At 57.5% G+C, this 20053-nt stretch carries 18 protein-coding genes and 1 tRNA gene; 10 read left to right on the top strand and 9 right to left on the bottom strand.

Features of this window, described 5'->3' with window-relative positions; all coding sequences use genetic code 11:
• Positions 1-31: 31 nt before the first annotated feature.
• The gene (gene tkt / locus AC2FGE_RS06070; RefSeq protein WP_496818322.1) at positions 32-2053 is read left to right on the top strand and encodes a transketolase; all 2022 of its coding nucleotides are present in this window, start codon (positions 32-34) and stop codon (positions 2051-2053) included.
• Between the two features lie 49 nt (positions 2054-2102).
• On the opposite strand, the gene AC2FGE_RS06065 is transcribed toward tkt, so the two are convergent.
• Together AC2FGE_RS06065 and AC2FGE_RS06060 are read right to left on the bottom strand one after the other, a co-directional pair.
• Entirely contained in the window at positions 2103-2903 is an 801-nt protein-coding gene (locus AC2FGE_RS06065; RefSeq protein ID WP_496818321.1) for a thioesterase family protein, read from the bottom strand.
• 86 nt (positions 2904-2989) lie between these two features.
• A complete protein-coding gene (locus AC2FGE_RS06060) occupies positions 2990-3961 on the bottom strand; it encodes a DUF808 domain-containing protein (RefSeq protein ID WP_496818320.1) in 972 nt (323 codons plus the stop codon).
• 183 nt (positions 3962-4144) lie between these two features.
• Here AC2FGE_RS06060 and gap (AC2FGE_RS06055) point away from each other — a divergent pair, with 183 nt between their 5' ends.
• The 3 genes from gap (AC2FGE_RS06055) (at position 4145) to gap (AC2FGE_RS06045) (ending at position 6456) form a co-directional block, all read left to right on the top strand.
• Positions 4145-5146, top strand: a complete 1002-nt coding sequence (gene gap / locus AC2FGE_RS06055; protein WP_496818319.1) for a type I glyceraldehyde-3-phosphate dehydrogenase — start codon at positions 4145-4147, stop codon at positions 5144-5146.
• Positions 5147-5218: 72 nt separating this feature from the next.
• Complete coding sequence (locus AC2FGE_RS06050; protein WP_496818318.1) at positions 5219-5362, top strand: hypothetical protein; 144 nt, start codon at positions 5219-5221, stop codon at positions 5360-5362.
• A gap of 89 nt (positions 5363-5451) precedes the next feature.
• Complete coding sequence (gene gap, locus AC2FGE_RS06045; protein ID WP_496818317.1) at positions 5452-6456, top strand: type I glyceraldehyde-3-phosphate dehydrogenase; 1005 nt, start codon at positions 5452-5454, stop codon at positions 6454-6456.
• On the opposite strand, the gene coaD is transcribed toward gap (AC2FGE_RS06045), so the two are convergent.
• The 3 genes from coaD to AC2FGE_RS06030 form a co-directional block, all read right to left on the bottom strand.
• Positions 6448-6939: a pantetheine-phosphate adenylyltransferase gene (coaD, locus tag AC2FGE_RS06040; RefSeq protein ID WP_480549388.1), complete on the bottom strand. Its 492-nt coding sequence runs from the start codon at positions 6937-6939 to the stop codon at positions 6448-6450. The two genes, gap (AC2FGE_RS06045) and coaD, sit on opposite strands and share 9 nt — an antisense overlap.
• An 83-nt stretch (positions 6940-7022) precedes the next feature.
• Positions 7023-7460 carry a CBS domain-containing protein gene (locus tag AC2FGE_RS06035; RefSeq protein WP_496818768.1) on the bottom strand — a complete coding sequence of 146 codons (438 nt, stop codon included), beginning with the start codon at positions 7458-7460 and terminating at the stop codon, positions 7023-7025.
• Positions 7461-7518: 58 nt separating this feature from the next.
• Entirely contained in the window at positions 7519-8421 is a 903-nt protein-coding gene (locus tag AC2FGE_RS06030) for a LysR family transcriptional regulator (protein ID WP_496818316.1), read from the bottom strand.
• Between the two features lie 103 nt (positions 8422-8524).
• Here AC2FGE_RS06030 and AC2FGE_RS06025 point away from each other — a divergent pair, with 103 nt between their 5' ends.
• Positions 8525-10024 (top strand): CoA-acylating methylmalonate-semialdehyde dehydrogenase, encoded by a 1500-nt coding sequence (locus AC2FGE_RS06025; RefSeq protein WP_496818315.1) that lies wholly within the window; start codon positions 8525-8527, stop codon positions 10022-10024.
• 212 nt (positions 10025-10236) lie between these two features.
• The gene (locus AC2FGE_RS06020) at positions 10237-10821 is read left to right on the top strand and encodes a L,D-transpeptidase (RefSeq protein WP_480541763.1); all 585 of its coding nucleotides are present in this window, start codon (positions 10237-10239) and stop codon (positions 10819-10821) included.
• A 68-nt stretch (positions 10822-10889) separates the two neighbouring features.
• Here the strand turns inward: AC2FGE_RS06020 and AC2FGE_RS06015 are convergent, their stop codons facing one another.
• Both AC2FGE_RS06015 and AC2FGE_RS06010 read right to left on the bottom strand, forming a co-directional pair.
• Entirely contained in the window at positions 10890-11366 is a 477-nt protein-coding gene (locus AC2FGE_RS06015; RefSeq protein ID WP_480549395.1) for a fasciclin domain-containing protein, read from the bottom strand.
• A gap of 71 nt (positions 11367-11437) precedes the next feature.
• Positions 11438-12289: a class I SAM-dependent methyltransferase gene (locus AC2FGE_RS06010; protein ID WP_496818313.1), complete on the bottom strand. Its 852-nt coding sequence runs from the start codon at positions 12287-12289 to the stop codon at positions 11438-11440.
• 140 nt (positions 12290-12429) lie between these two features.
• Between AC2FGE_RS06010 and AC2FGE_RS06005 the strand changes: the two genes are divergently transcribed.
• From AC2FGE_RS06005 to mmsB, 4 genes are all read left to right on the top strand, one after another.
• On the top strand, positions 12430-13545 hold the full coding sequence (locus AC2FGE_RS06005) for a carboxylate-amine ligase (RefSeq protein WP_496818312.1): 1116 nt from the start codon (positions 12430-12432) through the stop codon (positions 13543-13545).
• 113 nt (positions 13546-13658) lie between these two features.
• Positions 13659-14795: an acyl-CoA dehydrogenase family protein gene (locus tag AC2FGE_RS06000; protein ID WP_496818311.1), complete on the top strand. Its 1137-nt coding sequence runs from the start codon at positions 13659-13661 to the stop codon at positions 14793-14795.
• Between the two features lie 13 nt (positions 14796-14808).
• Positions 14809-15849 (top strand): enoyl-CoA hydratase/isomerase family protein, encoded by a 1041-nt coding sequence (locus AC2FGE_RS05995; protein ID WP_496818310.1) that lies wholly within the window; start codon positions 14809-14811, stop codon positions 15847-15849.
• A gap of 3 nt (positions 15850-15852) precedes the next feature.
• Positions 15853-16725, top strand: coding sequence for a 3-hydroxyisobutyrate dehydrogenase (gene mmsB / locus AC2FGE_RS05990; RefSeq protein WP_496818309.1), 873 nt, complete (start codon positions 15853-15855; stop codon positions 16723-16725).
• Positions 16726-16813: 88 nt separating this feature from the next.
• On the opposite strand, the gene uvrA is transcribed toward mmsB, so the two are convergent.
• Positions 16814-19672, bottom strand: a complete 2859-nt coding sequence (gene uvrA / locus AC2FGE_RS05985; RefSeq protein WP_496818308.1) for an excinuclease ABC subunit UvrA — start codon at positions 19670-19672, stop codon at positions 16814-16816.
• A 176-nt stretch (positions 19673-19848) separates the two neighbouring features.
• Positions 19849-19925, bottom strand: a tRNA-Asp gene (locus tag AC2FGE_RS05980).
• Positions 19926-20053: the final 128 nt, after the last annotated feature.

Here is a 20053-nt window from a genome sequence, read left to right as displayed (position 1 = left end):
AATCTGCATGTAATCCAAAGGAACAACGCCCGTGGACCTGACTGCGCTGCGCAATGCAAACCCCGAACACTGGGACAAAGCTGCGGCCATACGCACCCTGACCCTTGACGCCGTCGCCGCCGCAAATTCCGGCCATTCCGGCATGCCAATGGGCATGGCTGATGTTGCGACCGTGCTGTTCGAAAAGCACCTGAAATTCGACGCCACAAACCCCAGCTGGCCCGACCGCGACCGCTTCATCCTGTCTGCTGGTCACGGCTCAATGTTGGTCTACTCTCTGCTTTATCTGACCGGTCATGCAGATGTGACATTGGATGAGATCAAGAACTTCCGACAGTTGGGTGCCAAAACTGCGGGCCACCCGGAGAATTTTCTGATCAACGGTGTCGAAACCACCACCGGACCGCTGGGTCAGGGTATCTCGAACGCTGTGGGCTTTGCCATGGCCGAGGAAATCCAGCGCGCCCATTACGGCAAAAAAGTTGTGGATCACTACACCTATGTGATCGCAGGTGACGGCTGTCTGATGGAAGGCGTCAGCCAAGAAGCGATCACTCTCGCCGGTCGTCACGAGTTGGGCAAGCTGATCGTCTTCTGGGACAACAACAACATCACCATCGACGGCACCGTTGATATCGCAGATCGCACCGATCAGGTGAAACGCTTTGCCGCTTCGGGCTGGCAGGTGATTGAGATCGACGGGCACGACCCCGAGGCAATCGATGCGGCCATCACCAAGGCCAAAACATCAAAAAAGCCTACCATGATTGCCTGCGAAAGCCATATCGCTCTGGGTCATGCGGCGCAGGATACCTCCAAAGGTCATGGCGCGTTAACGGATCAAGAGCAGTTGAAGGCGGCCAAGGCAGCTTATGGCTGGCCCCATGATGCGTTTGAAATCCCGGCCAATGTGAAATCCGCATGGGAAGCCATTGGTGCTCGCGGGGCCTCCGAGCGTGCCGTCTGGGAAGAGCGTTTCGCGCAGCTTTCCGAACGCAAGCAGGCCGAATTCAACCGGGCCTATGCGTTTGAAGCGCCCAAGAAACTGGCCGGGGCGATCCGTTCGTTCAAGAAACAGATGTCGGAAGACCAGCCGAAACTGGCCACTCGCGCTTCGTCCGAGAAGGTTCTGAACGTTGTAAACCCGATCATGACCGAGACCGTTGGTGGTTCGGCTGACCTGACCGGATCAAACAATACCAAATCGGCTGATATGGGTGTGTTCCTGCCCGAAAACCGCAAGGGTCGCTACATCCACTACGGCATCCGTGAACACGGCATGGCCGCTGCGATGAACGGTATGGCGCTTCATGGCGGCATACGCCCCTATGGCGGGACCTTCATGGCCTTCACCGACTATGCCCGCCCGTCCATGCGTCTGGCCGCATTGATGAAAATCCCGTCAGTCTTTGTGATGACCCATGACTCGATCGGTCTGGGTGAAGACGGACCGACCCACCAGCCGGTCGAGCATCTGGCGATCAGCCGCGCGACACCGAACACCTATGTGTTCCGCCCCGCCGACACGGTCGAGACCGCTGAAGCCTGGGAATTGGCGCTGACCTTCAAGGACAGCCCCTCGGTCTTGTCGCTGACCCGTCAGGGCGTACCGACCGTGCGGACGGATCACAAGACCAAGAACCTGACCGCCCAAGGCGCTTATGTTCTGGCCGAGGCCGAAGGCAAGCGTCAGGCGATCCTGATCGCCACCGGATCCGAGGTTTCGCTGGCGATGGAGGCCAAAGCGTTGCTTGAAGGCGAAGGTATCGGCACCCGCGTCGTCTCGATGCCCTGCATGGAGCTGTTCGCGCAGCAGGATGAAACCTATCGCAAGCGCGTTCTCCCTGCGGGCCCTGTGCGCGTCGGTATCGAGGCCGCCGTGCGTGCCGGTGGTTGGGACCGCTGGCTGCTGGGTGAACGTGGCCGCGAAGCCAAGGCGGGCTTCATTGGCATGTCCAGTTTTGGCGCCTCGGCCCCTGCGGGTGAGCTGTACAAGCATTTCGGCATTACGGCTGAGGCGACAGTTGCGAAGGTCAAAGATCTGCTGGGCTGATCCCCGCCTGAAAACGTCAAAAGCCCCGGTCCAGACCGGGGCTTTTTTGTTAGACGAAAATGATAACCGACTGCATCCCGTCAACGACCAGAGCACCGTCAGTATTCCAGACCCGCATGACCTGAGAACTATAGCCATCGCGCCCGGCGGTCAGTTGATGCTCCAGCATGAACCAGCCGTCACGTGTTTGAATATCTTCGGCCAACACATTGAAAATCCAATTCATTGACGAGTTTGGGCCGGGTTTCTTCAGCGTTGGATAGATGGCAGGTGGCGGCAGATCAGCCACCGATATCAACCCTTCCATCCGGCCCCACATACGCGGGTCTTTATGTCGGGCCCAAAGGCGCAGGTACCCTTTCTCGGCACCCGAGAACGGCAACGCGCCCTCGACCAGCCGGACATCGAAATTCTGAAGGAACGGGATAGGAGGTCTGGGCAAATCTGGCGGGAAGTAAGCCCCTGTGTCCTCAGGGTCTTCCGCAGGTTTGGCCGGGTAGTCAAACGCAACGTGGCTATCCTGAGGATGACCAAAGGAAAACGTCGCCATGGCTGCGACTTTCCCGTCGATCTGAGCGCGGGCATTGACGATGGTCACATTCCGCCCTTGTCGCAGCACCTCTGTTCCGATGATCGGTGAGGTTCCAATCGGTGCGGTAAAATTCACCAACGCCGAGCGCAAGGGTGGCAAATCCTTATGCAGCGCGCGAACCGCATCCAGCATAAGCGCAGAAGAGAACCCGCCAAAAGTGGTCCGGCCCTGCATCCAGTTGACTGGCACAGGATAGCTTAGACCATCGCCCTCCGGCGTTCGGCTCTCAAGAACCTCGGTTAGGGTATGAGACGACATTTGAGTTCCAGTTCTTGTGTTTCAGGTCACAGCGTATCTGCCGTTCGGCTTGCGACCACAACGACCCAACGTCACAAACAGGGTTTTCAGTGCTGTTTGCTCGACCCTGAAACCATCCCCATCAACGGAGCAACGATCCTGGTTGCCACCGGGATCAGCGCCAGCCCATAGACCAATCCGAAAATGCCATCCATTGTTGCCTTGGAGATCCACTCCACTGCTCCGACCCATTGCTCGGACACCATATGACCAATCGCATGAGCCCAATCGTGGATATGGTGACCCAGCCAGCCATAGCCCAGCACTTCAAGCCCGTGAATCACAATCGACCCACCAACCCAAAGCATCGCGGCAGTGCCGATGATCGACAGCAGCTTCATCACCACAGGCATGGCCTTGACCAATCCGCGACCGATGCCGCGGCCAATCGGCGTTGGCGCATTCCTCGCAAGAAACAGCCCCACGTCGTCCATCTTCACGATCAGTGCGACCGAACCATAGACAGCCACGGTCACCCCGATCCCGACAACGGCCAAGGTCGCGGCCTGCATCCACAGATTGGGGGCCTCAATCGCCGCCAGCGCGATGGTCATGATCTCGGCGGACAGAATGAAATCAGTCTTGATCGCGCCTTTGACCTTTTGTTCTTCTAAATGGCCAGGGTCGCGATTCTTCATATCCTCGTCGATGACGTGGCTGCCATGGGGAAACAGCACATGGAATATCTTCTCGGCCCCTTCGAAACATAAGTATGAGCCACCGATCATCAGCAACGGCGTAATCAGCCACGGCGCAAAATTGGCCAACAACAATGCGACGGGCAGCAACAGAATCAGCTTGTTGAAAAAAGACCCGCGCGCAATGCGCCAGATGATTGGCAATTCGCGTGCGGGGGCAAAACCCTGAACGTATTTCGGTGTCACCGCCGCGTCATCAATAATCACACCCGCCGTCTTGGCCCCAGCCTTACCTGCGGCAGCTACAACATCGTCAACCGAAGCTGCCGCAACCTTGGCGATCCCCGCCACATCGTCCAAAAGGGCCAACAGACCGCTCATCGCGCTTCCTTTCCTGTCACCTGTCGCGTTTCGGACCCTACCCGATCCAACAGCTAGCGCAAGCGTTAGCGCAATCGGGACAGGTTTGCGCTAACACCTTCAAAATATGCTATTTTTGCCCTTTTGAGACTCGGGTTTCACCGCTATATGCCCAACAACGCAAGCGCATTCTGGAGACATGTTATGACCATCAAGGTCGGGATTAATGGTTTTGGCCGCATCGGCCGCTGTACCCTATCGCATATCGCCGCCTCGGGACGCAACGATATCGAAGTAATCAAAGTCAACGCCACCGGCCCGCTGGAAACCTCGGCGCATCTTCTGAAATATGACAGTATTCACGGTCGTTTCCCCCGCGACGTCTCGATCGAAGGCAACACCATGGATCTGGGTCGCGGCCCGATGCAGATGTTCTCGACCTACGACATGAACGAACTGGACTGGGAAGGCTGTGATGTCGTTCTGGAATGCACCGGCAAGTTCAACGATGGCACCAAAGCAAAAACGCATCTCGAACGTGGTGCACAAAAGGTCCTGTTGTCTGCGCCCGGCAAGAACGTCGACAAGACCATCGTGTTCGGTGTGAACCACAACACTTTGACCGCCAATGACAACATGGTCTCGAACGGCTCCTGCACCACCAACTGCCTTGCTCCGCTTGCCAAGGTCTTGGACGAAGGTGTTGGCATCGAACATGGTATCATGACCACGATCCACGCTTATACCGGTGACCAGCCGACGCTGGACCGCCGCCACAGCGACCTGTACCGCGCGCGTGCAGCCGCCATGTCGATGATCCCGACCTCGACCGGTGCCGCTGCAGCATTGGGTGAAGTTCTACCCAATCTGAAAGGCCGTCTGGACGGCTCGGCGATCCGCGTTCCAACCCCGAATGTTTCGGCCGTAGACCTGAGCTTCCGCGCCGCGCGCGATGTCACCGTCGAAGAGGTTAACGCCATCGTCGAAGAAGCCGCCAAGGGCCCGATGCAACGCGTTCTGGGCTTTGAGCCCGCCCCGCTGGTTTCAACCGATTTCAACCATACCGAAGAAAGCTCGATCTTCGCGCCGGATCAGACCCGCGTGGTCGACAACCGCATGGTGCGTGTGCTGGCCTGGTATGATAACGAATGGGGCTTTTCGGTGCGCATGGCCGATGTGGCCGTTGCAATGGGCCGTCTTAACTGACCCTTTGCACATCGCTTGTACCTTCGGGCCCGCTCAGGTTATCTGGGTGGGCCTTTTTCGTTCGGGGAAAGAATGACAAATCAACTCGCTATATGGCTTGGGCTTCTGCTCCTTGGCGCGGTGATTCTGGACTACGCACTGTTCGGCCCTGAACATTTGGTGTTTCTCAGCAAAAAGCTTTACGCGTTTCTGGACTGGATTGCCTTCTGGCGGTGACGGATGTTTTGCTTGACATTCGTGCCAATCTGCCATTGTTAGCGCTAACCAAGCCCCGTATCGGGGCCAGCTGACGAACGGAGCGTGACATGACACTCAAACTGGCAATCAACGGCTTTGGACGGATCGGGCGCGGTGTTCTGCGGGCCTTGATGGAAACAGGCCGCACAGATGTGCAGATCGTCGCAATCAACGATCTGGGAAAACCGGAAATGAACGCGCATATGTTCGAATTCGACAGCGTGCATGGCCGCTATCCAAACAAAGTCACGCTGACCGAAGCAGGCCTGGATGTTGGTGCAGGCCCCATCCGCCTGACCAGCGAGCGCGATCCCGAAGCGCTGAACTGGTCTGACGTCGACGTGGTTCTGGAATGCACCGGCGTCTTCCGTACCCGTGAGGCGGCAGAACGTCACCTGAAGAACGGATCGAAGAAAGTACTGATTTCGGCCCCCGCACGCGGTGATGGGGGTGTCAAAACCGTCGTCTTCGGCGTGAATGATCACGAGTTGACGGCAGCAGACACGATCGTCTCGAACGCATCCTGCACCACCAACTGCCTGTCTCCGGTCGCTGCGGCACTGGATGCTGGGCTGGGCATTGTGCATGGCAATATGACCACTGTACACGCCTACACGGCCAGTCAACCCGTTCATGATAACGCGGGTAAAGACCCTTACCTTTCACGCGCCGCTGCCCTATCGATGATCCCGACCACCACCGGTGCGGCTTCGGCTGTCGGTCTGGTGCTACCGCAGCTTGCAGGCAAACTGACCGGTCAGGCGATCCGGGTCCCCACGCCGAATGTCTCGGTCGTTGATTTGGTGGCCGAAGTGTCACGTCCAACCACCGAAGAAGAAGTGAATGCCCTGTTCGTCGAGGCAGCAGCAAAGATCCCCGGCGTCCTGGCTGCGGAATCTCGCCCGCTGGTCTCGATCGATTTCAACCACGATGCCCACAGCTCGACCGTGTCGCTGGATGAAACCAAAGTCACGGACGGCACTTTGGTGCGCGTGCTGGCCTGGTATGACAATGAATGGGGCTTTTCAAACCGTATGCTGGACACCGCCGCCGCAATGGGCGCGCTATCCTAAACGGTCTTTCAGAGCGTCATTCACGCGGGGCGTGACGAATTTCGACACGTCCCCGTTCAACCGCGCGATTTCCTTCACCAGTTTTGAGGCAATCGCTTGGTGCCGTGCTTCGGCCATCAGGAAGACGGTTTCAATCGTATCATCCAGCGCCCGGTTCATACCAACCATCTGGAATTCATATTCAAAATCCGCAACGGCCCGCAGCCCGCGCACGATGATCTGCGCATCGACATCGCGAGCACAATCGATCAGCAGATTCTCGAACGGATGCGCAACAATCTCGGTCCCGGTCTGCTGGGTCAACTGGGCGCATTCCGCCTCGATCATGGCCACACGTTCTTCCAAGGTGAACAACGGTCCTTTGTCACGGTTGATCGCGACACCGATCACCAATTTGTCCACCAGCGCAGCGGCCCGACGGATGATATCAATATGACCCAAGGTTATCGGATCAAAAGTTCCTGGATATAATCCAACCCGCATCAGGCTCTCCCGCGCAATAAAATTTCTGCGCTAGCAAACATAACTTTGCCGCAGGTGCAAGGGCTTGAAGCACCCCTATCCCGTTAGTGACCCATGATCATCCCTTGCAAGGCGTCTTTCTCCATGGCCAGTTCTGCAAGCTGTGCCTTGACCACATCGCCCAGCGTGACAATCCCGATCAGCTTGCCATCCTCAACCACCGGCATATGGCGAAAGCGACCTTCGGTCATACGGGACATGATGTCCTGCACGGTCGCCTGTCGCGTCGTCGTCACCAGTTCCTTGGTCATGTACGAACTGACGGGTTCGTTCAGACATCCGCTGCCGCTGGCAGCCAGTTCGCGGACGATATCTCTTTCAGACAGGATACCCGCCGCCGTTTGACCACCATCTTCCGAGACAATAACAGTACCGATCCGTTTTTCTGCCAGAATTTTCGACGCGTCAGAAACCGTCGCCGAAGGTTTGACGGTAACAACGCCTTCCGTGGCTTTTGACTTCAGAATGGCCTGAACGAGCATATAGAACACCTCCGGAATAATAATCTGTTCCAAAGCGTTGCGCGATCAGGGCAACCTGTCAAGCTGCTGTGGCAGCTTCTAGCCGGGCGACCTCTTCTCGAATGCCCTGGGTCAGGGCCTCGGCGAACCGATTCAAACGCTCATTCCGCTGATCGCCCTGATGCCGAACCAGGTGGAAACTGCGCGTCAAACTCACCTGATCCTTTAGGATTTGCCGCAAGTTGAGGTGGAACGGCAACGTGAAATCATGCGCGACGCACACACCGGTTCCCAGTGACACCTGCCGCAACTGAACAGAGACCGAGTTCGACGCCAGCGCAACGCGGTCGATACCTATGTCGTTCAGATAGTCCAGCTCTCGGTCAAAGATCATGTCCGGTATGTACCCGATCAGGCGATGGCCCTGCAGGTCAGCAACCGAGCAGATCGGGTTGTGACGGTCCAAATAGTCCTGCGCGGCCACCATGTGCAGCTGGTAGTCACAGATTTTCTGAACCAGCAATTTCCCAGCTGTCGGCGCGCTGACCGTGACAGCCATATCCGCCTCGCGCCGGGACAGGTTGATAATCCTAGGCAATGCAAGGATTTGAATATCCAGGTCAGGATTCGCATCGCTGATTTGTGCACAGACCTGAGGCAACAGATAATTGGCTGATCCATCCGGTGCACCGATCCGAATTTGTCCGCTGAGCGATTTGGTGGAACCGACCACGGCCCCTGTGGCGGCGCGCATCGCCTCTTCGGCCTGTTGTGCATGATCGAGCAAGCGTTCCCCTGCGGTCGTTAACATGTAGCCTTGCTGAGATTTGGTAAACAATGGTGCATCCAGACTGGCCTCAAGCCGCGCGATGCGGCGCCCAACCGTTGCGGGATCAATTTTCAGAATACGGCCAGCTGATGACAGGCTTTCCTCGCGTGCAACGGCCAGAAAAATCCTCATATCATCCCAGTTTGGGTTCATGATCTACCTTTTGCATTTTTGCAAAGCCCTTTTGAAACATTGCCTCTGTTCAGGTGATTTCTGCAAGCCTATTCTGCGCGCAACAGATTCAGAGGAGTTTTCGATGCAAGACCTGACCCATTTCCTGAATGGCGCGTATGTTGCCGGTACTTCGGGCCGGTTTGACGATGTCTTCAATCCTGCAACCGGCGAAGTTCAATACAAATGCCCGATGGCCAGTGCGGCCGAAACCACGGCGGCGATTGAGGCCGCCGCCGCAGCGCAACCGGCATGGGGTGCGACCAACCCTCAGAAACGCGCACGTGTCATGATGGCTATGGTCGGCCTGATGAACCGTGACATGGACAAGCTGGCCGAAGCGCTCAGCCGCGAGCACGGCAAGACCATTCCGGATGCAAAGGGCGATCTGCAGCGTGGTCTGGAAGTGATTGAATACTGCATTGGCGCGCCTCAGATGCTGAAGGGTGAGTTTACCGACAGCGCAGGCCCCGGCATTGACATGTATTCGATGCGTCAACCTCTGGGCGTTGTCGGCTCAATCATGCCGTTCAACTTCCCGGCAATGATGCCTCTGTGGCACGTGGGTCCCGCCCTGGCCTGTGGCAATGCCGTGGTTCTTAAACCGTCCGAGCGTGACCCTTCTGTCCCTCTGATGCTGGCCGAACTGTTCATCGAGGCTGGCTTGCCCGCAGGTGTATTCCAGGTGGTCAATGGCGACAAGGAAGCCGTCGATACCATCCTCGACAGCGAAATCATTCAAGGCGTCAGCTTTGTGGGCTCGACCCCGATCGCGCAGTACATCTACAGTCGCGCAACCGCCAACGGCAAACGTGCGCAGTGTTTTGGCGGTGCCAAGAACCATATGATCGTCATGCCAGACGCTGACCTGGATCAGGCGGCAGACGCGCTGGTCGGCGCTGGTTTTGGTGCGGCAGGCGAGCGCTGCATGGCAATTTCAGTCGCCGTCCCCGTTGGCGAAGAAACCGCGGATCGCCTGATCGAAAAGCTGATCCCGCGTGTCGAAAAGCTGAAAGTTGGCCCTTACACTGCGGGTGACGACGTCGATATGGGCCCGGTTGTAACCGGTGCGGCAAAAGAGCGTATCCTCGGCCTGATCAACTCGGGCGTTGAGCAAGGCGCGAAGCTGGTTGTCGACAATCGTGATTTCAGCCTGCAGGGCTATGAAGATGGCTTCTTTGTCGGCCCGCACCTGTTTGACCACGTGACGCCCGACATGGACATCTACAAACAAGAGATCTTTGGCCCGGTTTTGTCGACTGTCCGCGCCGGTTCCTACGAAGAGGCGATTGGCCTGGCAATGGATCACGAATACGGCAATGGGACCGCGATCTTCACCCGTGATGGTGACACCGCCCGTGATTTTGCCAGCCGGATCAATATCGGGATGGTTGGCATCAACGTGCCGATCCCTGTTCCACTGGCCTATCACACCTTCGGCGGCTGGAAGAAATCCATGTTTGGTGACCTGAACCAGCACGGCCCGGACAGCTTCAAGTTCTATACCCGCACCAAAACCGTGACCGCGCGCTGGCCGTCGGGAATCAAGGAAGGTGGCGAGTTTAACTTCAAGGCCATGGACTAAGCCTTTAAAGTTTATCCCGAAAAAAAGAAACCGGCCTCATCAGGACCGGTTTTTTTTGTGCAAAGACTTGCCGAACTATTGGGATAGTCCTGTGCCCTCACGATAAATTCAAGCCACTTGGGCTGGAATTCAAAGCCCTGCGGAAATATCTTACACGCGATTTGTTGATCGAGCAGTTTGAATAATCGGAGGCCGAATTGTCCAATTCCCGCATGACCCGCCGCTCTGCCCTGTTGGGCGCAGCGTCCGTCCTGGCGACGCCCGCGTTGTTGCGCGCCCAAAGCCTGGATGCCTTTCCGCAGGCCGAAGACCCGATCAGCACGCAACCCCCGGTGCGCCGCAATGTATCCTCATTCTCACAGCAGAATTGGCAGGATCACTTTGACGAATTGGGCTCTGGATGCTTACTGGCGGATATCACCAGCCGCGCTGTGCATTACTGGGGGCCTGACGGGACCTATAAGCTGTACCCAAGCTCCGTTCCTATGAGCGAAGAACTGACAAAACGCGGCTATACCAAAGTGGTGCGCAAAGCCGAAAACCCCAGCTGGACCCCGACTGCATCAATGCGGGAACGAGATCCGTCGCTGCCTGTACGAATGGATGGCGGTGATCCCGGCAATCCACTGGGCACCCGCGCAATGTATCTGGGTTGGCCCGCCTATCTGGTGCACGGCACGCATGACACGCGTAAGATCGGACGTCAGAGCTCGTCCGGCTGCATTGGTCTTTACAACCAGCATGTTGAAGAACTGTATCCGCTGGTGCAGGTCGGCACGCAGGTGCGTCTGGTCTGAAACGCGATACCCAAGAATCAGCAAAGCCCCGGCCATCAGGACCGGGGCTTTTTCGTGAGTGGTGGCGATTACTCCGGCAGCATCACTTCGTCGATCACGTGGATCACACCGTTGCTGGCCTCAATATCTGCCTGGATCACCTCGGCGCCGTTGACCTTGACGCCGTTTCTGGCATTCACGCTCAGGCGGTCGCCCTGCACGGTCAGAACCTTCGCGCGCTTGCCTGCGATATCGCCCGACATGACTTTGGCCGGAACCACGTGATAGGTCAGAATCGCGACCAGTTGATCCTTGTTTTCGGGCAACAGAAGGCTTTCAACGGTGCCTTCGGGCAGCGCAGCAAATGCTTCATCGGTTGGTGCGAATACAGTGAACGGGCCATCCCCCTTCAGCGTATCGACCAGTCCGGCGGCCTGAACGGCTGCAACCAAAGTGCTGAACGATCCGGCCGAAACGGCGGTGTCGACAATGTCAGCAGCTTGGGCCTTTAGCGGCATGGCAAGTGCGATTGCGGCGGCAGCGCCCATAAACGTACGACGAAACATGGCTGTCTTCTCCTCTCCAGCTTGTTATGGAAAGGGGTACGGGCCTTGTTCCAAGCCGGATCACTTTGCGATCACCGTTCCTTGATCTGAACCCAAATGCTCTGCGCCCTACCATCGGCCAGAAACGGCAGTGCCTCGACCGCATCGGGACGATCCTGTTGCAGGTAATACCCCGGCCAAAGCATTGAAAACGCGCCCGATTGCAGCATTGCGTGTAGCATGTACTGCTCACCCCAGCCCGGACAGTCATAAAAGAACCGCTTGGGATATTCATAGGGCAAAAAAACATCGTGCACGTGGATCACGACACCTGGTTTCAGAGCAGGAATGACCCGACAGAACAGGTGCGCTACGTCGTTGGACATCCGCACGACATGGCTGGAATCGATAAACAGGACATCTCCTGCCTCAAGCTGGTCGAACAGCGCCGGGTCCACGTCCTCCAGCCGTTTTTGTTCGAACGCATCGACCACATGAGCGATATCGGCGCGGGGATAGGGGTCAATGGCCGTGATCTTTGTGTCCAGATCACCATCGATGATCGCCTGCCGCGTCACACGGGTTGAGTTCCCGCACCCGACCTCGATCACCCGATTTGGCTGGAACCGACGGATCATCAGATACAAAGCATCCGCATCCGGGCTGTCGTAATAGCCATTGCCGATGCGATAGCCGGTTGTGTTGCGCGCGGGGTCTTTCAGCGCGGCCAAAGCCTCCCGATGCTGCGCAAATTCCTGTTTCAGCGGCTCAATATCAAACATCTCCATTCCCGGCGATAAGGCATAGGCCGGGCGGGTCAGACCCCCTGCCCGTTCAAAGGTTTCGAGCCGTGCACGCTCCTCCCGCTCGGTGACCTTGTCGATCAGTTTGACGCCAAAACGGTCCAACGCGGCATTGATCCGGGGGAATTTTCTGGGTTTCACGCGGCGGGCTCCGGTCTGAGGGGTAGTTACCGCTCCTTACCTGTGCAGGGCCGACCTCTGCAAGCGGCAGAACCCCAAACCCTTGGCAAAAGGCCAATTTCCGTATTCACTGGATCAACACGATAAAGAGAGGTCCGCCCATGCAGCAGGATTTCACGCTGGGCATCGAAGAAGAATATCTGTTGGTCGACCGCGACAGCCTGCAACTGACCGAGGCACCCGCCGCCCTGATGGAGGCCTGCCAGACCGATTTCGAAGGTCAGGTCAGCCCCGAATTCCTGCAATGCCAGATCGAAGTTGGAACCCGACCACATACCACCATCAAAAGCGCGCGAGAGGACCTTAGACGCTTACGATCCTGCGTCTCGGAACATGCGGCGCACTACAATCTCAGCCCAATCGCCGTATCCTGTCATCCGTTCGCCAATTGGAAAGACCAGCATCACACGCGGAAAGAGCGCTATGATGCCCTTCAACACGCACTGGGCGGCGTGGCGCGGCGCATGCTGATCTGCGGAATGCATGTGCATGTCGGGGTCGAAGATCAAGCGTTGCGAGCCGATCTGATGCCTCAGTTGTGTTACTTCCTGCCACATCTTCTTGCGCTTTCAACCTCGTCGCCGTTCTGGAATGGCGAAGATACTGGCCTGTCCTCGTACAGGTTGACGGTCTTTGACAACCTGCCGCGAACTGGCCTGCCCCCGGATTTCAGCGGCTGGTCGGAATACGAGCGGACAACCGGTGTTCTGGTTGAACTGGGCGTTATCGAGGACACGTCGAAAATCTGGTGGGATCTGCGCCCTTCGCATCGGTTCCCTACGTTGGAAACACGGATCATGGATGTGCAGCCACGGCTGGAACACACCTTGTCTTTGGCCGCTTTGGTTCAGGCCCTGACCCGGATGCTATGCCGCCTGAAAGCACGGAATCTGCGCTGGCGGCAATATGATCGTTTCCTGATCGGCGAAAACCGCTGGCGGGCACAACGCTATGGGGTCGGCGAGGGCCTGATCGATTTTGGGGATCGGTCCATCAAACCCATGGCTGATCTGGTGGGAGATTTGATGGGGCTGCTGGCCGAAGACGCCGAGGCCCTAGGCACCATGACCGAACTTGCCCGTTTGCGTCAGGTCGCCGAAACCGGAACCTCAGCCACCCGCCAGCGCCGCGTCCATGCCGAGGCTGTCGCCAAGGGAGAGGACCCAGGCCAGGCGGTTGTGCGGCACCTGATCGAAGAATTCCACGCGGACCTGTGAAACCACGCTGCGCCGATGTGGCTTAACGCCTGAGCGATTGCCGATCTTGAAAAATTTCTGTAACGATTGAGAAATAAACAACCGTTCAATTCAATGCCGACGGGAGGGTAGCAATGGATTTCGGGCTGACCGAGGAACAGACCGCGATTTTCGATATGGCCTATGGGTTTGGGCAGGAAAACATCGCCCCATTCGCACGGCAATGGGAAAGCGACGGCACCATCCCAAAAGAGCTTTGGCCCCAGATCGGCGAACTTGGATTCGGCGCGCTCTATGTGTCCGAGGATAGCGGCGGCTCGGGCCTGACCCGGTTGGACGCCACGCTGGTGTTCGAGGCTTTGTCGATGGCCTGCCCCTCGGTTGCTGCGTTCCTCTCGATCCACAATATGTGCGCCAAGATGCTGGACAGTTTTGCCAGCGATGACCTGAAATCCCGCATCATGCCCGAGGTGCTAAGCCTCAACACAGTCCTCAGCTACTGCCTGACCGAGCCGGGTTCGGGTTCGGACGCCGCCGCCTTGAAAACCCGCGCAGAACGCACGAACGAAGGCTACACGCTGAACGGCACTAAGGCATTCATTTCAGGCGGAGGGTATTCAGATGCTTATGTCTGCATGGTCCGCACCGGTCAGGACGGCCCCAAGGGAATCTCTACCGTCTATGTCGAGGATGGCACACCGGGTCTTAGCTTTGGCGCGCTGGAGCAGAAGATGGGTTGGAAAAGTCAGCCCACTGCACAGGTTCAGTTCGACGATTGCAAAATCCCGTCGGGCAATCTGGTCGGGGTCGAAGGCGACGGGTTTAAATATGCCATGATGGGCTTGGACGGTGGTCGTCTGAACATCGCCTCATGTTCCCTGGGCGCGGCACAGGCCGGGTTGGACATGACCTTGCAATACATGTCAGAACGCAAGGCCTTTGGAAAATCCATCGATCAGTTTCAGGCCCTGCAATTCCGCCTTGCGGATATGGAGATTGAACTGCAGGCCGCACGCACCTTTCTGCGCCAAGCAGCCTGGAAACTGGATCAGGGCGCGCCTGACGCAACCAAGTTCTGCGCCATGGCCAAGAAATTCGTGACCGAGACCGGGTCGAAGGTCGTGGATCAATGTCTGCAACTTCATGGCGGCTACGGCTATCTGGCCGACTATGGCATCGAAAAGCTTGTGCGCGATCTGCGGGTGCACCAGATATTGGAAGGCACGAACGAGATCATGCGCGTGATCGTTGCGCGCCAGATGATTGCATAAGGCTAAAGGGTCTATGTCCGATATCGACATTCGCACAACCGGGCGCGCCGGGCGCATCACACTGACCCGCCCTAAGGCGCTGAACGCCATGACTTATGACATGTGCATGGCCATCGACACTGCCCTGCGCAACTGGCGTGAGGATGATGCGGTTGATCTGATCATTTTCGATGCCGAGGGTGACAAAGCATTTTGCTCGGGCGGGGACATTGCCGAACTTTATCAGACAGGAACGCAGGGCAATTTCACCTATGGACAGACCTTTTGGCGTGATGAATACCGGCTGAACGCACTTATCTTTGAATATCCCAAACCTGTCGTCAGCTTCCTGCAAGGGTTCACCATGGGCGGCGGCGTTGGCATTGGCTGCCATGGCAGCCACCGGATTGTTGGCGAAAGTTCCCAGATCGCTATGCCGGAATGTTCTATCGGGCTGGTTCCTGATGTTGGCGGCACCCTGATGCTGGCTCTCGCCCCTGGCCGGTTGGGAGAGTTCCTGGGCACCACAGGCCATCGCATGGGGCCTGCCGATGCGATCCTTGCAGGCTTCGCCGATCACTTCATCCCACAGGATCAGTGGGCAGACCTGATCGAAATGCTGGAAGCCTCCGGCAATACCGATTTGATCGCAGAACACGCGGTAACACCGCCCAACGGCGACCTTGCCGATCTGCAATCCGAAATCGATGACAGCTTTGGCGGTGAAACACTTGGCGATATCCTCACCAACCTGCGTGGAAACGGATCAGAGTTCGCGGCGAAAGCGCTTGCCAAGCTCGAGCGCAACGCGCCGCTGTCAACCGCCTGCACGGTCGAGATGCTGCACCGCCTGCGCGGGGCCGCGCTGACCATGCATCGGGCGCTGGAAATGGAATACCGCTTCACCTTCCGCGCCATGCAGCACGGTGATCTTCTGGAAGGCATTCGGGCGCAGATCATCGACAAGGATCGCAACCCCCGCTGGCAATACGCGGATATGATCGTGCCTGCGGTCGCGGTTTCAAAGATGTTGCAGCCCTTGGGCAAGGACGCCCTGACTTTCGAGGAGGAATAAGACATGCAAATCGGGTTCATCGGGCTGGGCAACATGGGCGCGCCCATGGCGGCCAATCTGGCCAAAGCAGGCTATCAGGTGCGCGGGTTCGATACCGCCGGGGTCAGTGTCGATGGTGTGGCAAAGGCAGAAACCGCCGCCGATGCCGTGTCTGGAGCCGATGCTGTCATAACGATGCTACCAAACGGCACCATCCTGCGGGCTGTTGCCGATCAAATCATCCCCCATATGCTATCTGGCGCTGCTCTGATCGATTGCTCCACCGTTGATGTCGACAGCGCGCGCGCTGTGGCTGATCAAGCCGGTAGCGCTGGCTTGCTATCGGTCGATGCGCCCGTTTCAGGCGGGATCGGCGGCGCCTCAGCCGGTACGCTTACTTTCATGGCAGGCGGAACCAATGACGCCTTTGCCAAAGCCGCCCCTCTATTCGACATAATGGGTCAAAAGGCGGTGCATTGCGGCGAGGCCGGGGCCGGACAGGCAGCCAAGATTTGCAACAACATGATCCTTGGCGTTACCATGATCGCCACCTGCGAAGCCTTTGCCTTGGCCGACAAATTGGGACTGGACCGTCAAAAGATGTTCGACGTGGTCAGCACCTCATCCGGCTACAGCTGGACCATGAACGCCTATTGCCCAGCCCCCGGCGTCGGCCCGACCAGTCCTGCCGATAACAACTACCAACCCGGCTTTGCTGCCGAGCTGATGTTGAAAGACCTGCGCCTCAGTCAGCAAGCCGCCGACAACGCCGATGCGGATACCCCAATGGGCCAAGCCGCCACCGCCCTTTACGAGCAATTTGTCGAAGCAGAAAACGGCCTTGGCCAGGATTTCTCAGCCATGCTACCGCGATTTGAAAAACGAGGTCGCAGTTAACTGCTGCGATCCATTCTTCATCTGGCCAAAAATATCCCGGAGCGCGAGGCAGAGCCTCGCTGCCTTCCCTCTCAAAGAAACGCGCGCCCTATTCGGCCGCCACACGTGTCCCAGACAGCATAGGCTTTAGATACCGCCCTGTATGGCTGCGTTTCACCTCGGCCACGTCTTCCGGTGTACCGGTCGCCACGATCTCACCCCCCCCATCGCCGCCTTCAGGGCCGATATCAATGATGTGGTCTGCGGTTTTCACAACGTCCAGATTGTGTTCGATCACGACAACGGTGTTCCCTTGATCAACCAATTCATGCAGCACTTCCAGTAGCTTACGCACATCCTCGAAATGTAGACCTGTCGTCGGTTCATCCAGAATATACAGCGTCCGCCCGGTCGAGCGTTTGCTGAGTTCTTTTGACAGCTTCACCCGCTGTGCCTCGCCGCCCGACAAGGTTGTGGCCTGCTGACCAACCTTGATGTAACCCAGCCCCACGCGCGCCAGAGCGTCCATCTTGTCCCGGATCGATGGCACCGCCTTGAAGAACTCCTGCGCATCCTCCACGGTCATATCGAGTACATCAGCGATGGATTTGCCTTTGAACTTTATCTCCAGCGTCTCGCGGTTGTACCGTGCGCCTTTGCAGGTTTCGCAGGTGACATAGACATCAGGCAGAAAATGCATCTCGATCTTGATGACGCCGTCGCCCTGGCAGGCCTCACACCGCCCCCCTTTGACGTTGAAGCTGAACCGCCCTGGCTTGTACCCGCGGGCCTTCGCCTCAGGCAGTCCGGCGAACCAATCACGGATCGGGGTGAACGCCCCGGTGTAGGTCGCTGGATTGGACCGCGGCGTACGCCCAATCGGTCGCTGGTCAATGTCGATAACCTTATCCAGATGCTCCAACCCTTTGATCGTCTCGCAAGGGGCCGGAGTTTGCCGCGCGCCGTTCAACCGCATCGAGGCGGTTTTGAACAATGTCTCAATCGTCAGTGTCGACTTCCCCCCGCCAGACACGCCCGTGACACAGACAAACTTGCCCAGTGGAAAATCTGCGGTCACATTCTGGAGGTTATTGCCCGTCGCTTTCACAACGGTCAGTTTCTTGCCGTTGCCTTTGCGCCGTTCGGTCGGGACCGCAATCTCGCGTGTTCCAGCCAGATATTGCCCGGTGACCGAGGCCGCATCTGCCGCAATTTCGCCCGGAGTACCTTTGCTGACAACCTGTCCGCCATGAACGCCAGCACCAGGGCCGATGTCGAAGACGTAATCCGCCTCGCGGATGGCCTCTTCGTCATGCTCGACCACAATCACGGTATTGCCCTGATCCCGCAGGTTCTTGAGCGTCCCCAGCAACCGATCATTATCGCGCTGGTGCAACCCGATAGAGGGTTCATCCAGCACATACAAAACGCCGGTCAGGCCCGAGCCGATCTGGCTGGCCAACCGGATACGCTGGCTTTCACCACCGGACAAAGTTCCACTTGAACGTGACAGCGTAAGGTATTCCAAACCGACGTTATTCAAGAACCCCAGCCGTTCACGGATTTCCTTCAAAATAGCCCGCGCGATCTCATTCTTTTGGGCGGAAAGATGGTTTGGTGCATCCTCAACCCAGGCCAGCGCCTCTCGGATTGACATCTCAACAACCTGCCCCACGTGCAGACCGGCGATCTTCACGGCCAGCGCTTCGGGGCGCAGGCGATAGCCTTCACAGGTGCCACAGGGACGATTGTTCTGATACCGCTCGAACTCTTCGCGAATCCATGCACTGTCGGTCTCGCGATAGCGGCGCTTCATATTCGGGATCACGCCCTCAAAACTACGGGTGACCTGATAAACCCGCCCGCCTTCATCATAGCGGAACTGAATCTCCTCATCCCCCGATCCTCGCAGGAACACCTGTTGCACCTTCTTAGGTAAATCTTTCCAGGGGGTGTTCTTGTCGAACTCATAATGCCGTGCGATGGCCTCGATAGTTTGCAGAAAGTACGGAGACTTACCCTTCCGCCACGGGGCCAAGGCTCCATCATACAGTTTCAATGTCTGGTCCGGCACAACCAGCCGTTCGTCAAAGAACAGCTCCACCCCCAAGCCGTCACAATCCGGGCAAGCGCCAAACGGCGCGTTGAAGGAAAACAACCGGGGTTCGATCTCAGGGATAGTGAAGCCACTAACCGGGCAGGCAAAATTCTCGCTGAACGTGATACGCTCTGGGTCACCTTCACGCGGAGCCGTTTCCAGAACGGCAATGCCATCCGCCAGGTCCAAAGCGGTGCGCAGACTGTCGGCCAGCCGGGTCTCCATCCCTTCGCGGACCACCAGACGGTCAACCACCACGTCGATATCGTGACGGAATTTTTTGTCCAATGTGGGTGGTTCGTCCAGCTCGTAAAAGTCACCGTCGACCTTTACACGCTGAAAGCCCTGCTTGCGCAGTTCCAGAAACTCTTTCTTATATTCGCCTTTCCGGTCCCTCACGATGGGGGCCAGCAGGTATCCCCGCGTCCCCTCCTCCATCGTCATGATCCGGTCGACCATGTCCTGGACCTGTTGTGCTTCGATCGGTAGACCCGTTGCGGGGCTATAGGGCGTCCCTGCCCGAGCGAACAACAGGCGCAGATAGTCGTAAATCTCGGTTACGGTCCCCACGGTCGAACGCGGGTTTTTCGACGTGGTCTTCTGCTCAATCGAGATTGCCGGCGAAAGACCACTGATGTGGTCCACATCCGGCTTTTCCATCATATCCAGGAACTGACGCGCATAGGCGGACAGGCTTTCGACATACCGGCGCTGCCCTTCCGCATAGATCGTATCAAAGGCCAGTGAGGACTTGCCCGAACCGGACAGGCCGGTGATCACCACCAGCTGATCCCGAGGGATATCGACGTCGATCCCCTTGAGGTTATGTTCGCGCGCACCGCGCACTTCGATGTTCTTCAGCTCAGCCATTCAGGCCCCCAACCACATAAGTGTCCTAGAAATAGGCGAGCGGCGCTGAGTCTCCAACAGAAAAGTTAGAACAAAGGTAGAACTTTCGGATTATTGCCGACACATCCTGACAGGATGCAATGCAAACGCGCAGGGCGCGGCCTGCGTTTTGATGACATGATATGATCGAAGGAAAATGGCGCGGTTGACGGGGCTCGAACCCGCGACCCCCGGCGTGACAGGCCGGTACTCTAACCAACTGAGCTACAACCGCGCATTTTGGGTCTATGTCCGATCCGTTTGCCCGGATCAAAGGCTGGCAGTGATGGCGCGGTTGACGGGGCTCGAACCCGCGACCCCCGGCGTGACAGGCCGGTACTCTAACCAACTGAGCTACAACCG

The organism is Ruegeria sp. YTSA075 (genome assembly GCF_059610245.1).
The sequence above is the reverse complement of the archived record's forward strand: the minus strand, read 5'-3'. Positions and strand labels throughout refer to the sequence as shown.